We start from the raw sequence: 13961 nt of genomic DNA, 5'->3' as shown, positions 1-13961 counted from the left end.
CCCCTTGAAGATGACGAGGTAGATCGGTCCGAGGTGTAAGCGCAGTGATGCGTTCAGCTGACGGATACGAATCGGTCGAGGACTTCTCCTGGATTCATTCCAGCCACGCTTTTCTTCCGTATCCGGTTTTCAGGGTGCATACCTTTCTGGAGTTTAAAATTTCCTCTTGATAAAAATGAGGATACGATATATAATAAACGATGTCCGTTGAAAAAACGGCCAAGTGTTCCTCAGTAGCTCAATGGTAGAGCGCCCGGCTGTTAACCGGTAGGTTGCAGGTTCGAGTCCTGCCTGAGGAGCCACCTGCTCCCATAGCTCAGTCGGTAGAGCGCTTCCATGGTAAGGAAGAGGTCACCAGTTCGAGTCTGGTTGGGAGCTCCACCTAGGGCCCGTTGGTGAAGCGGTCAACACACCAGCCTTTCACGCTGGCATTCAGGGGTTCGAATCCCCTACGGGTCACCATTTAAAGGACTCGCCGAGTCCACTTGGACGGTTAGCTCAGCTGGGAGAGCACCTGCCTTACAAGCAGGGGGTCGCAGGTTCGAGCCCTGCACCGTCCACCATAAGATATAAATATATGGAGGGGTACCAAAGTGGCCAAATGGGGCGGACTGTAAATCCGCTGGCTTTGCCTTCGTAGGTTCGAATCCTACCCCCTCCACCATATATGATGGGGCGTAGCCAAGCGGTAAGGCAACGGACTTTGACTCCGTCATGCGTAGGTTCGATCCCTACCGCCCCAGCCATTTTTTTGCGAGCCATTAGCTCAGTTGGTAGAGCACCTGACTTTTAATCAGGGTGTCGCAGGTTCGAATCCTGCATGGCTCACCATTTCCATCTTCCCAAGCGGGGATGGGTCGTTAGCTCAGTTGGCAGAGCACCTGACTCTTAATCAGGATGTCGCAGGTTCGAGGCCTGCACGACCCACCAACTACATAATATGCGGAAGTAGCTCAGGGGTAGAGCACCACCTTGCCAAGGTGGGGGCCGCGGGTTCGAATCCCGTCTTCCGCTCCAAACCAGATTCCTGCCTCATGAGGTGGGGTTTTTTATATTCATGCAACTGAGTGGTGGGACTCCCAGTGGGGAGCCCTTTTTATTTGGGCTAAAAGGGTGAAATGAATATTCATTAAAAGTGATTAGCTCCTATTTACCCACTTGTATTCATTATATAGTCCCTTTTAATCACTTTATCTCTCTTTTATGTATGTGAGGATGAAAAAATGAGGAAACAGGGGATGAGACATAGATGCTGGGGATGGTTATGCTAAAATGAAAGAGTGTTGGAAGGATAGAGGATATGCTTTGGGCTATCGAGGGGGCGATGATGTGAAAATGGATAAGCGAAAACAAGGGATCTCCATTCTGGGAGTCCCGATGGATCTGGGCGCAGATCGGCGGGGGGTAGATATGGGGCCAAGCGCCATCCGTTACGCTTCCATACAGGAAAAATTGACTCATCTCGGTTATGAGGTAAAAGATATCGGAAACTTGCAGGTTCCGACACCGGAATCATACGAAGTCGGGCAGCAACAGTTGAAATATCTGAAAGAGATCGTGGCAGTCAGTGAAGAATTGGCAGGATCCTTGGAAAAAATCGTGGAAAGTGGCCGGTTCCCTCTGGTATTGGGGGGAGACCACAGCATAGCCATCGGTACGATTGCCGGTGTTGCCAAGAAACGAAAACGAATGGGTCTGATCTGGTTTGATGCCCATGGGGATCTGAATACTGCGGAAACATCCCCGACCGGTAATATTCATGGTATGCCTCTCGCCGTAAGCCTGGGGCTGGGCCATCCAGATTTGGTCAATATCGCGGGCTATGCACCTAAAGTGCATCCGGAAAACATTGTCGTGATTGGTGCCCGCTCCCTTGATGAAGGGGAGCGCAATCTGATTCGGGAAAAAGGGATCCGTGTCTTTACCATGCATGAAATTGATCGGATGGGCATGGGTGCAGTGATGGATGAAACGATCCGGATCGTTACGGAAGGTACGGATAGTGTCCATCTCAGTCTAGATTTAGACGGAATGGATCCCAATGACGCACCGGGGGTAGGTACACCGGTGGCAGGGGGTATGACTTACCGGGAAAGTCATCTGGCGATGGAGTTACTGGCTGAATCGGGGATTCTCACTTCTGCTGAATTCGTGGAGGTTAACCCGATCCTCGATGTGGAAAACAAGACTGCCAAAGCGGCTGTTGCTTTGATCGGTTCCGTATTTGGGGAAAAAGTTCTCTAACGGATGGGGAAACCTTCTGCCTTTGAGCAGAGGGTTTTTTTATTGGCAAGTCGTCAATTTGCCCAAAATTAAAGCAGACCGATTGGTTTAATTGATGATTATAGGCGGGATTTCGTTATACACCGATTCAATCTGTTACAATAAGGGGAGCAGCGGTTTGCCTGGCGGCGGGGATTGTCCGGGCTATGTCCGCTTGAAATGAACGAATACTCCATCGATTACAGTTTCCATGGTGAGGTGAAGGATAGCTGATGAGCACAGAAATCAGCACGATCGAACAGGGAAAAGAACAACCTCTTCGTAAAGATGTACGCTTTTTGGGAAACATCCTGGGTGAAGTCCTGGTGATGCAGGGAGGCCAGGAGTTGCTTGAACGGGTGGAACACATTCGGGAAATGACCAAGGAGTTACGTATCTCCCATAACTCCGACCGGTTAGAGCAGTGTAAGCAAGAGATCCAAAGTCTCTCCCCTGGGACTCGACGGGACGTGATACGTGCCTTTGCGATCTATTTCCAATTGGTCAACATCGCGGAACAAAACCACCGTATCCGTCGCCATAGGGAATACCGAAGGGATGGTGGAGGTCAACGGTGGTCCATTGAAAGTGCTGTCCAGATGTTGAAGGAATCCGGGATGGAAGCACAAGAGGTGGCAGGGATCCTGGACAAGCTTTCCTTGGAATTGGTGATGACTGCCCATCCAACGGAAGCGATGAGGCGGACCGTGCTGGACATTCACCACCGTATTTCCGATCTGATGGCCCGGTTGGATGACCCGCTGTTGACTGAATCAGAGAAGGATCACTATCAGCAAGAATTACAAGGGGAAGTAGTCACGCTGTGGCAGAGCGATGAGCTTCGCCAACGCAAACCGACGGTGATCGATGAGGTTCGTAATGGCCTCTATTATCTGGATGAGACTCTTTTTGATGTGCTTCCCCAGGTGCATCGGGAGTTGGAACACTCCCTGAATCGGCATTATCCTGACAGGGAGTGGCACGTCCCTTGTTATCTGAAGTTTGGATCATGGATCGGCGGGGATCGGGACGGCAACCCTTGGGTTACGCCTGAAGTTACTTGGCGCACCTTGGAGATGCAGCGGGAATTAGTCATAAGCAAGTACGAAGCAAGCCTTCACAACCTGGTCGAAAAGCTCAGCCATTCGACCCGTGTGATCCGTGTGGCGGACTCCCTGCTGGACTCCCTGGAGAAGGACAGGAAAGAAGTGGAACCCGGTGATATCGGCCAGGGAGAGTGGCGCAATGAGCACGAACTCTACCGTCGTAAGTGCACCTATATCCTCGCCCGCTTAAAGCATACCCGCCTTGGGCAAAAGGAGAAGGGGTGCTATCGGGATGTCGAAGAGTTTTTAGCTGATCTGAGACTGATCGACGAATCGTTGCGTATTCACCATGCACAATCCATTGCTGACGGGGATTTGGCCTTGTTGATCCGGCAAGTAGAATTGTTCGGCTTTCACCTGCTAACCTTGGATATCCGTCAAGACAGCGGGGAGCACGAAAGTGCTCTGAGTGAGATCCTTTCCACGCTCGGTATCGCGGAGGACTATGCCAGCCTGAGCGAAGAGGACAAGATGGCTTTGCTGACGGAGTTGTTGCAGGATCCCCGCCCTCTTACGTCTTCCTTTATGGAGTTTTCCGAGGACACACGGAAATGTTTGGATCTGTTCGCTCTCATTGTCCGAGCCAAAAAGGAATTCGGAGATGAAGCCATCCGCAATTATCTGATCAGTATGACCCAGGGCACCAGCGACCTGCTAGAAGTAGTCCTCTTCGCCAAGGAGGTGGGCCTGTGGCGGCAAGAGGAGGGGAAACCCGTCGCAAGCCTGCATGTGGTTCCCCTTTTGGAGACCATCGACGATTTGCACCGGGCCGAGGAAATCATGGAAGCTTATTACCGCCATCCGGCGTATGTACCGGCGACAATGAAAGACTGCCCTTATCAGGAGATCATGCTGGGCTACTCGGACAGCAATAAGGACGGCGGTATGTTGACCGCTAACTGGGAACTTTTCCGGGCCCAGGAGGAATTGTACAGCCTGTCCAAGCGTTACGGCTTAGAGGTTCGCTTTTTCCATGGCCGGGGAGGCGCCCTGGGACGGGGCGGAGGCCCCCTCAACCAAAGTATCCAAGCCCAACCCCCGGCAACATTGGCAGGGGGCGTGAAAATCACGGAACAAGGGGAGGTACTTTCTTCCCGCTACGCCTTGAAACCCATTGCTTACCGCAGCTTGGAACAGGCGACTTCAGCTCTTCTCACCTCCTACGCGGATGGGCTTCAGGGACGGGGTGACGCTCCGGGAGAAGCCTGGATGGAGACGATGGCTGACATCTCAGAGGTTGCTCGGCACAAGTACCAGGAGTTGGTCTTCGGAGATCCCCGGTTCCTCGACTATTTTAATGAGGCGACTCCCCTGCCTGAGATCGGAAAGTTAAAGATCGGTTCCAGGCCTTCACGGCGGAAGAATAGCCGTGCTTTCGAGAATCTGCGGGCAATTCCCTGGGTATTTTCTTGGACCCAAAGCCGGAATCTCCTTCCTGCCTGGTATGCGGCGGGGACGGGGCTGGCTGAGTATGCCGAGGGAACAGGTGGATTGGAGCGGTTAAGAGAGATGTACCGCTCTTGGACGTTTTTCCGTTCATTGGTGGATAACTTACAGATGGCCCTGGCGAAAGCGGATTTGGGAATCGCCCGAGAATACTCCTATCTGGCCCGCGATCCTGAAGTGAGAAACCTTGTATACCGCCAAGTGGAAGAGGAATACAGGAAGGCGCAAGAAGTGGTGCTCGCCATCACCGGCCAGACGGAGATCCTGGATCATCTTCCGGTGATTCAGGAGTCTATCCGGTTGCGAAACCCCTATGTGGACCCGCTCAGTTTCATTCAGGTGTATCTGCTTGGCCTTCTCCGCTCGGATGAGGAGAGTAAGGAGAGACAGGATGAACTGGAGCAGGTGCTTCTGACCATTAATGGAATTGCCGCTGGCCTTCGCAACACCGGTTGATGAAATCTGTTGTAAAAAAAGAGCTTCCGATCCCTAGGGATGGAAGCTCTTTTTGCGTGGGCGTTGCCAGATACGTATGTGAATGGATTTCGTTTCTAGTCTTTATGGCCTATTTTTATTGGAGGGAAGTCAAACTTGAGGAGAATTTGTAGAAAATGGACGAAACATCGGATAAAATGGAGAGAAACGAAATGAATTTCTAGGAAAAATACGGGATATCATCGGACATAACAGGAGAATTTCATGGGAAGTCTTTCTGTTTTCCGGAATGAAGCGCCTAGGCGATCTTTACAAGTGCTGGGGCTTTTTTCCCAGGAATATTGAGGCGAGGGTTGAACATTTTGACCGAACAGAGAGAAAAAATACTGATTAAACAAGCCCAAACCGGTGATTGCGATGCCTTTGTCGAATTGATTCAACTTTATCGAAAACAGGTCTACGCTTTGGCGTACCGAAAACTGAATCACGCGCAGGAAGCCGAAGATGTCACTCAGGAGGTTATCCTGAGAAGCTATACCCATCTGGCCAGATATCATGCTGATCGCCGTTTTTCCAGCTGGCTGTATCGGATCACAGTCAATCTCTGTATAGACCGACTCCGAAAGAAGAAAGCGGACTTTTATCTGGATGCCCCCACCGGGGGGGATTCCAAGGATTGGTATCACCATTTGCCAGGGAAAGGCCTTACACCGGAAGAAAGTTTGATCCGCCGGGAGACGGAGCGGGAGATCATCCTTGCTCTAGAAGGGCTGCCTTCGCGATATCGCTCCGTTATGATTCTTCGTTATATGCAGCAGCTTCCGCTTGCTGATATCGGTGAGATCCTTCATCTGCCGGTGACTACGGTGAAAATTCGTGTTCATCGAGGGAGGAAAGCCCTTCGCAGCCAACTGGCCTCTTGTTTGTAAGAACCCCCTTTCCAAGGTTCATGCCAAACCCCAAAACGGGGCGTGGAGCGGGATTTTCGACTCCGCGCCGGATGTTCCGCCGTCTGTCCGCTCCGTACCCTCCGGCTCTAACCAGTGGCCAAAGGGAACGTGTATGGCCTTAAAACGGGTGGAGCCTCAGAAATCCGCTGGGTTGTTGGTGCTAACAGGTGCTCCGCCGAAAACCAGGCCATCTTTTATGGTACGGACGGGCTTTGCCAGCAGTCTTTTTCCAGTCTTTTTTCTCCGATTTTCTCCAGCCACCGGTTTTTCGACCGGGGGCATTTCTTTTTGTCTGCGCTTATCGCATAATGGTGTGGAGAGGGAGGAATTCGGTGAAACGGGTAGGCTATATGGTGATGGAAGGAATGGACTGTGGAGGGGGCCCATGCAAGTATTGGACGGATTGACCCAATATGTGAATGACATCGTCGATATCCTGATTGTGACGTATGTCATCTATAAATTGCTGATGCTCTTGCGGGGAACACGAGCGGTTCAACTGTTAAAGGGGATCTCGGTCGTGATTGTAGCATGGATGGTATCCAGTTTTTTTCAACTATCCACGCTACAATGGTTGATGGAAAATCTGTTTTCCGTCGGAGTTATTACCATTATCATCATTTTTCAACCAGAGCTAAGACGCGCCCTGGAGCAATTAGGGCGAGGTCGTCTCTTCAGCCGTAGTACGCAGTTGGAGGAGCAGGTGGTCACCAAGGCCGTTAGTGACATCGTTAAGGCTGTTTCTCATCTTTCCAAACGTCGGATCGGGGCACTTATTGTCGTGGAGCGCCGGACGGGTTTGTCCGACTATATCGAAACGGGAATCCAGCTGAATGCCAAATTAGGCTCCGAATTGATGATTAATATTTTTCTGCCCAACACCCCGCTTCACGATGGTGCTGTCATCATCCGCAATGCGGAGATTATGGCGGCCGGGTGTTATTTGCCTTTGTCTGAGAATCCCTTTATCAGTAAAGAGCTGGGAACCCGCCATCGAGCAGGTATGGGGATGAGCGAGGTCTCTGATGCTCTCTCCATTATCGTGTCGGAAGAAACCGGCCATATTTCTCTCGCCATCCAAGGACAACTGGAGCGGGGTCTATCGGAGGAAAATCTGATATCCCGGTTGTATGAAGAGCTGAAGCCCCCTGATAAAAATCCGTCTTTCTGGAACCGGAGGGGGGAGAAGGATGGATAAATGGCTTCAGAACAATACCGTCATCAAGCTCGTGGCACTGGCGTTAGCTATCATGCTATGGATGTCGGTCAATGATACATCTCTCCATTTCCCCCAAGATCGGGACGATACCCGAATGATCAACAACGTTACGTTGGAAGCCCTTTATGACGAGGATCGCTTCGAGGTCGTTCAGGTCCCTGATTCCGTGAACTTTGTTTTGCGTGGGGACGCGTTTTCTCTCAATATGGTTACGCCCGGCAGATACAAGGCTTTTGTCGATTTGCGGGAGCTTAAAGCCGGAAGGCATCCCAACGTCCCCGTCAAGGTGGAGGGATTGCCCCGGGGTGTCGATGTGGATGTGAGACCCAGCAGCGTTGACGTCGTGATGGAGAAAAAACAGCAAAAAGAAATGGCCGTTCAGGTGAACGTGATCGGCAAACCGGACGATCAATTCAAAATGGGTGAGCCGGTAGTAAAACCGGCCCGAGTATTGGTTCGAGGCCCAGAATCTGTTTTAGATCAGGTGAAGGCGGTCAAGGCGACCGTCAACGCGGAGGGGGCAAAGGAAACGATATCCCGATCGGCCTCGTTACAGATATACGGAGAAAATGGACTCTTGAGCGGTGTAGAGGTCAATCCGGAACTGGTGGATGTCACCCTTCCGGTGGCCAGTCCCAATGCCATCGTTCCGCTGAAAGTAGATATCGGCAAATATCCGCCCAAGGGCTATGCCATAGAGAATTTGACGGTTAATACTGATCAGGTGACCGTTTATGGATCGAAAAATGATGTGGAAGCTCTGGAATATTATCCCGGTCCCAAGCTGGACTTATCAAAAGCGAAAAACGATCGTACCTTCGAGCTTCCCATTCCGCTGACAGAGGGGGCAGTGAAGGTGGAGCCCGATAAGGCGGAAATCAAAGTCGACATTGTAAAAAGTGCGACGAAAACGATGAAGGACGTGCCCGTCAAGATTAAAGGGAAGGATGATGGAAGCCGGGCTTCCATCATGGGTGAAACCAAACTGGACTTTCCCTTACATGGGGCTCCTTCTCTTTTAAAGAAAATAAAGAAGTCGGGTGTAGAAGCCTACATCGATGTCTCCAACCTGTCTAATGGGGAGCACCGGGTGCCGGTACGGCTCAACTTGCCCAACTATATCCGCCTGGAGGGAGAAGAACCCTCCGTGACGGTCAGCATCAGGAGATAAACAGCAAACGGGCTGAAGGAGGAGAATCATGGGTAAATATTTTGGAACCGACGGTGTTCGGGGAGTCGCCAACCAAGAGCTCACCCCTGAGTTGGCCTACCAATTAGGACGCACCGGCGCATATGTTTTGACGAAACAGACTGATGGGGAGAGAGGAAGAAAGCCTCGGATCATCGTTGGACGGGATACCCGCCTCTCCGGGGAAATGCTGGAGGCTGCTTTGATCGCCGGCATGTTATCCATTGGGGTGGATGTGTGGCGACTCGGTGTTATCACCACCCCGGGTGTTGCCTTTCTTACCCGGAGTCTCTCTGTAGAGGCCGGCGTAATGATTTCCGCTTCCCATAATCCTTTTGAGGATAACGGGATTAAGTTTTTCGGCGCTGATGGTTTCAAATTATCCGATGAACTGGAAGAAGAGATTGAATCCCACCTCGACGGATCGGGGAAATCGATGCCAAGGCCCGTTGGGGATGGGATCGGTCGGGTGGAAGATCGCTTTAAGGCATACCAGGAGTATCTGGCTCATCTGCGCTCCACCATCCAGACCGACCTGTGCGGAATGGACATCGTTGTCGATTGTGCAAACGGGGCTGCTTCCAAACTAGCGCCAATTCTCCTGCGGGATTTGGGCGCGGATGTCACGGCCCTTCACGCTGATCCCGATGGAGTAAATATCAATGTCGATTCCGGCTCCACCCACCCCGGTCGGCTGCAACAGGAAGTGGTTCAGCGTCAGGCTCATCTCGGCCTCGCTTTTGACGGTGACGCTGACCGGTTGATCGCCGTCGACGAACGGGGGCAATTGGTGGATGGAGATCAGATCCTTTGTATTTGTGGTAGCTTCATGAAGGAGTTAGGTGAGCTAAAAGGGGACACCATCGTCACCACGGTCATGAGCAATATTGGGTTTTTCAAGGCGATGGAATCCGAGGGGATCCGGACCGAAAAGACCAAGGTCGGAGACCGCTATGTGATGGAAGTGATGAGAGAAGGCGGCTATAACCTGGGTGGCGAGCAGTCGGGCCATATCATCTTTCTTGATCACAACACCACCGGTGACGGGATGCTGACCGCCCTCCAACTTTGCCGTGTCGTCAAGGAAAAGGGCACGACTTTAAATCCCCTGGCGCAAAAGATGAAAAAATATCCTCAAACCCTTGTCAATGTTCGGGTGAAAAAGAAGGACGGCTGGGCGGAGAACAAGGCTATTTTGACCAAGATCGATGAAGTGGAAGCGGCTCTTGGTAATGACGGTCGTGTCCTTGTCCGTCCATCTGGTACAGAACCCTTGATCCGGGTCATGGCCGAGGGGCCGGACGCCCAATCGCTGGATGAATACGTAAACGGGATTGCCGAGGTGATCCGTGCCGAACTGGCCTGACCAAGAGCCACCATCCCCCATGTCGAGATGGTAGGGTGAAGTGGCCGGGGAAGGTTCCCGGCCCTTTTCCTTTAAATTTTCTTTACTTTACAAACAAACTGGATTTGCATAGCATGGTATTATGTCTGTTAGGGAGGTGAGGGGGATAAACCAAGGATAACATCTGGAAATTTCTTGTTGTAAAGCGCCAGGGCTGCGGTGGAGGAAGCTGCAGTTGACGAGGTGGAGGAGAATCGATCATTCGGCGGATACCTCCCGGCTTGGCATCGAAGCCGAGGGGCCGGCGTACAAAAGGGTGGGGCGACTCGTCCGACAAAGGCGCCGGCACGATGCACGCACGATCATGCGGATGGAAGCATAGATTAATAGAATCAGAAAACGGATAGATTTGACGACAAGAATGCCGGAAAATCATGCGGCAGAACCCAGAGACAAAAAACAAGCACGGGGGGCGCCGCTGTCAGAGAACGACCCCTGAGAGCGGTGCTTTCTCCCAACCATTAGGGGGTTTGGTGAAACCAATGTGTGGAATTGTCGGTTACATCGGGGCGAAGAACGCCCAGGACATTTTGGTGGAAGGCTTACGCAAACTGGAATACCGCGGGTATGACTCAGCAGGCATCGCTGTAAACCAAGACGGTCGGCTGGACGTGGAGAAGACCAAGGGACCCCTCTTGGCTCTCGAGGGGAACCTATCCAACCACCCTCTGCCGGGGCAAATTGGGATCGGACATACCCGTTGGGCTACTCACGGGAAGCCCTCCGATGAGAATTCCCATCCTCATGTGGACGAAGACTTCCAGTTTGCTGTAGTCCATAACGGGATTATCGAAAACTACATCGAACTCAAAGAAGAGCTGCAATCCAAGGGCTACCTCTTCACCTCAGAGACAGATACAGAAGTGATCGCCCATTTGTTGAAGGATCTTGATGACGGAGATCTCGTCTCCACCGTCCGGAAAGCAGTCGAGCGGATGGAGGGCGCCTATGCGCTGGCGATCACCAGCATCAAAGAACCGGATAAACTGGTGGCGGTCCGCCTCGCCAGCCCACTAATCGTGGGCCTCGGAAACGGGGAGAACTTCATCGCCTCAGATATTCCCGCTATCCTGGAACACACCCGGGATGTCTATGTGTTGGAAGATGGGGAGATGGCTGTCATCACACGAGATGATGTGAAGCTATCCTCCATTGAGGGGAAACCGGTGGAAAAAGAAGTCCTGCACGTCACCTGGGATGCTGTCACAGCCGAAAAAGGCGGCTATGACCACTTCATGCTCAAAGAGATTTATGAACAACCCAAAGCGATTCGGGATACCCTCGCAGGACGGATCAAGGATGGAATCGTGGATCTTTCCCAGGATCTCTCCTTTACGAAAGAGGACCTGAAGCGTTTTGACAAGATCCATTTCGTCGCTTGCGGTACCGCCTACCACGCCGGTTTAATCGGCAAATCTGTCGTGGAGAAGCTAACCCGCATCCCGGTGGAAGTGGATGTAGCTTCGGAGTATCGGTACCGGGATCCGATCATTACACCTTCTACCTTGGTCATCGTCGTCAGCCAGTCGGGGGAAACCGCCGATACTTTGGCTGCCATGCGGGAAGCGAAGAAGGCGGGAGCCAAAGTGCTAGGCATCACCAATGTGGTGGGTAGCTCCGTTGCCCGAGAAGCTGACGAAGTCCTGATGACTTGGGCCGGCCCGGAAATCGCTGTCGCTTCTACCAAGGCGTATACATCCCAATTAATTGCCATTTATCTGTTTGGCCTTTACCTGGCCCGTGTTGTTGGGACTAGCACTGAAAGCCAACTGGCCGAAGCCACCCGAGCGCTCCTCGAACTCCCAGGACAGGCGGAAGAGCAGCTGGAGAATCCTGAACCCATTCGGCGATTTGCGGAAAGCATTGCCAAGCATGAAGACCTGTTCTTTATCGGTCGGGGTCTTGACCATGCCGTGGTGCTGGAAGGCTCTCTGAAGCTGAAGGAGATCTCCTATATCCATTCCGACGCCTATGCCGCTGGGGAACTGAAACACGGCACACTGGCCCTGATCGAGGAAGGGATTCCGGTGATCGCCCTTGCAACCCAACAGCCTGTCTTCGACAAGATGGTTTCCAACATCATCGAAGTGAAGGCCCGGGGTGCACACATTCTGGGCTTGGGTCTGGAAGGCGATCAGGAGTTGGGCAAATCCGTGGATGAAGTAATTACGATCCCGAAAACCCTGCCCCTCCTGACTCCGCCCCTCGCCGTTATCCCTCTTCAGCTTCTGGCCTACTATGCCTCCGTCGCACGCGGCCACAACGTCGACAAACCGCGCAACCTGGCCAAGAGCGTGACTGTGGAGTAAATAGGGTCAAGCATAAATAAAGATAGAAACAGCAGCCGCTTTTTGGGAGGTCATGATCTCCCGAAAAGTGGTTTTTTTATGAGGAGAAAGGGTGCAGGACGAGAAAGGTCGTCGGACGACAGGCGTTTTGTCCAGCAGCACCGGTGAAATAGGAATACAAGTGCCCTGGTAGGAAAGGTTGGATCGAGAAGCGTGTGTTCGGTTAGGAGAGGATTTTTTGAAGAAGAGCTGGATACTATCTTCTGCAATGGCAGGGGCCTTTTTGATCGTGATCCTGCTCACGGGGATTACGGGTCAGCTTTGGCCGGCTGCATGGGGAAGCGATAAACGAATGGTCGCCTTGGGGGATTCCTTAACCTATGGCTATGGGGATCGCTTGGGGAACGGATATGTGGATAGTCTGGAAGAACGACTGAATGAAAAATATGAAAAGACCTTCACGATCAAAAATTATGGAATCCGGGGGCAGGAAACCGACGGGGTATTAAAGCAGCTGGCCCACTGGAATATCCAGCAAGAAGTCAAAAAAGCCGATACGGTAATCCTGTTTATCGGTACCAATGATCTGATTAATATTGAGACTCCACACGGCTGAAGCCATGGGATTTTTGGGTAGTTAGCGCCCTCAGTCCATTTCTGTTTCGGACAACTCCCAAGTTCAGGGCTGTCTCATCAGCCCATCCCATGCAGTTAGAGTGTACCCACATGGGCGGAACGCCTGTTACCAGCGTTCTAGTTCCTGATCGCTCACTCTTATGGTTTTACCCAGCGGGAGAGATTCGTTCGCCGCTGGAACCCCATACCATAACGTTTTCAAGGAACCACCCACTACCAGTGGGATGAGCATCGCTCATATGTTCGATTATATTAGGGATTGGTTGCTCTTTCCACCCCCTTTTTTGGGGGTTGAAAGAGCAACGCCGTCTTTCATCCCACGATTGGAAACCGTGGGCTTTCAAACGGCAACTTACTGTAAGGGGACGAAAAAAGGCCGAGTGGATTTAAAACGAAATCTTGATCGAATCCTCTCCGCCTTGCGAGAAGAGAATCCGGATGTCCCCGTCTTGCTCTTAGGTCTTTATGACCCTTATCCAGGACCGGCTGGGCTGGATGAGTATGTGAAGGAATGGAATAAAACCAGCCGGGAAGTCATCAGAAGACACCCCGGTGTCACCTTTATTCCGACGAATGAATTGTTCCGGGATAAGCAAAAAGAAGTCTATTTCAGCGATTCACTTCACCCTAATCATCGCGGATATGCGTTAATCGTCCAGCAAATCCTGAAGGAATATGATTTTGGTGAAGATGAGTAAAACCTGCTTATCCGAAAGTACATCGACCGGATACAAAGAGCATGCTCTTTCAAGGGCATGTTCTATATTTGCACCGCTTACCTTTTTCATCAGGAAGGGCTTTCAGTAGCGGGAAAACGGGTACATAAAAGAGCAGTATAAAGGGGGGGGACCTCAATGACGAGAAATTTACCTATCGGTTACCCGGATGGTTAAGTCTCATCACTGAAGTATCGCTCGCAAAGGTATCATACACTATGGTCGGTGATACCTGGTAGAATAGGGACAGGGAGCTCATCAATTGGCAAGATGGGCAAATTTAGGATCGGATGGAGCCTTCGAGACCTC

The 13961-nt window shown here is 51.7% G+C and carries 10 protein-coding genes, 9 tRNA genes and 1 rRNA gene; all 20 read left to right on the top strand.

The window, feature by feature from the left end:
• Positions 1 to 91: ribosomal RNA gene (locus ACFOUO_RS00935) — 23S ribosomal RNA — on the top strand; the annotation flags it as partial.
• 136 nt (positions 92 to 227) lie between these two features.
• Positions 228 to 302: transfer RNA gene (locus tag ACFOUO_RS00930), tRNA-Asn, on the top strand.
• A gap of 3 nt (positions 303 to 305) precedes the next feature.
• Positions 306 to 381, top strand: a tRNA-Thr gene (locus tag ACFOUO_RS00925).
• A gap of 5 nt (positions 382 to 386) precedes the next feature.
• Positions 387 to 462, top strand: a tRNA-Glu gene (locus ACFOUO_RS00920).
• Positions 463 to 487: 25 nt separating this feature from the next.
• Positions 488 to 563, top strand: a tRNA-Val gene (locus ACFOUO_RS00915).
• A 16-nt stretch (positions 564 to 579) separates the two neighbouring features.
• A tRNA-Tyr gene (locus ACFOUO_RS00910) sits at positions 580 to 664 on the top strand.
• A gap of 7 nt (positions 665 to 671) precedes the next feature.
• Positions 672 to 746 (top strand) — tRNA-Gln (locus tag ACFOUO_RS00905).
• Positions 747 to 755: 9 nt separating this feature from the next.
• Positions 756 to 831: transfer RNA gene (locus ACFOUO_RS00900), tRNA-Lys, on the top strand.
• 23 nt (positions 832 to 854) lie between these two features.
• Positions 855 to 930 (top strand) — tRNA-Lys (locus tag ACFOUO_RS00895).
• A 12-nt stretch (positions 931 to 942) separates the two neighbouring features.
• A tRNA-Gly gene (locus ACFOUO_RS00890) sits at positions 943 to 1017 on the top strand.
• Positions 1018 to 1335: 318 nt separating this feature from the next.
• Complete coding sequence (rocF, locus tag ACFOUO_RS00885) at positions 1336 to 2244, top strand: arginase (protein ID WP_380701223.1); 909 nt, start codon at positions 1336 to 1338, stop codon at positions 2242 to 2244.
• Positions 2245 to 2495: 251 nt separating this feature from the next.
• Positions 2496 to 5270, top strand: a complete 2775-nt coding sequence (ppc, locus tag ACFOUO_RS00880) for a phosphoenolpyruvate carboxylase (RefSeq protein ID WP_380701206.1) — start codon at positions 2496 to 2498, stop codon at positions 5268 to 5270.
• A 341-nt stretch (positions 5271 to 5611) separates the two neighbouring features.
• Positions 5612 to 6178 (top strand): RNA polymerase sigma factor SigW, encoded by a 567-nt coding sequence (gene sigW, locus ACFOUO_RS00875; protein WP_380701204.1) that lies wholly within the window; start codon positions 5612 to 5614, stop codon positions 6176 to 6178.
• 406 nt (positions 6179 to 6584) lie between these two features.
• Positions 6585 to 7397 (top strand): diadenylate cyclase CdaA, encoded by an 813-nt coding sequence (gene cdaA, locus ACFOUO_RS00870; protein ID WP_380701202.1) that lies wholly within the window; start codon positions 6585 to 6587, stop codon positions 7395 to 7397.
• The gene (locus tag ACFOUO_RS00865; protein ID WP_380701200.1) at positions 7390 to 8589 is read left to right on the top strand and encodes a CdaR family protein; all 1200 of its coding nucleotides are present in this window, start codon (positions 7390 to 7392) and stop codon (positions 8587 to 8589) included. The genes cdaA and ACFOUO_RS00865 overlap by 8 nt, the downstream gene beginning before the upstream one ends.
• 28 nt (positions 8590 to 8617) lie before the next feature.
• Positions 8618 to 9973 carry a phosphoglucosamine mutase gene (glmM, locus tag ACFOUO_RS00860; RefSeq protein WP_380701198.1) on the top strand — a complete coding sequence of 452 codons (1356 nt, stop codon included), beginning with the start codon at positions 8618 to 8620 and terminating at the stop codon, positions 9971 to 9973.
• A 214-nt stretch (positions 9974 to 10187) separates the two neighbouring features.
• Positions 10188 to 10334, top strand: a complete 147-nt coding sequence (locus tag ACFOUO_RS00855) for a hypothetical protein (RefSeq protein ID WP_380701196.1) — start codon at positions 10188 to 10190, stop codon at positions 10332 to 10334.
• A gap of 160 nt (positions 10335 to 10494) precedes the next feature.
• Complete coding sequence (glmS, locus tag ACFOUO_RS00850; RefSeq protein WP_380701221.1) at positions 10495 to 12321, top strand: glutamine--fructose-6-phosphate transaminase (isomerizing); 1827 nt, start codon at positions 10495 to 10497, stop codon at positions 12319 to 12321.
• 217 nt (positions 12322 to 12538) lie between these two features.
• Complete coding sequence (locus ACFOUO_RS00845; protein ID WP_380701194.1) at positions 12539 to 12916, top strand: GDSL-type esterase/lipase family protein; 378 nt, start codon at positions 12539 to 12541, stop codon at positions 12914 to 12916.
• 259 nt (positions 12917 to 13175) lie between these two features.
• Positions 13176 to 13634, top strand: a complete 459-nt coding sequence (locus ACFOUO_RS00840) for a GDSL-type esterase/lipase family protein (protein WP_380701192.1) — start codon at positions 13176 to 13178, stop codon at positions 13632 to 13634.
• Positions 13635 to 13961 lie beyond the last annotated feature (327 nt).

This window comes from Salinithrix halophila, from assembly GCF_042650125.1.
Classification (GTDB): domain Bacteria; phylum Bacillota; class Bacilli; order Thermoactinomycetales; family DSM-45169; genus Salinithrix; species Salinithrix halophila.
Note: the sequence above shows the minus strand (reverse complement) of the source record. Positions and strands in the feature narration are given on the sequence as shown.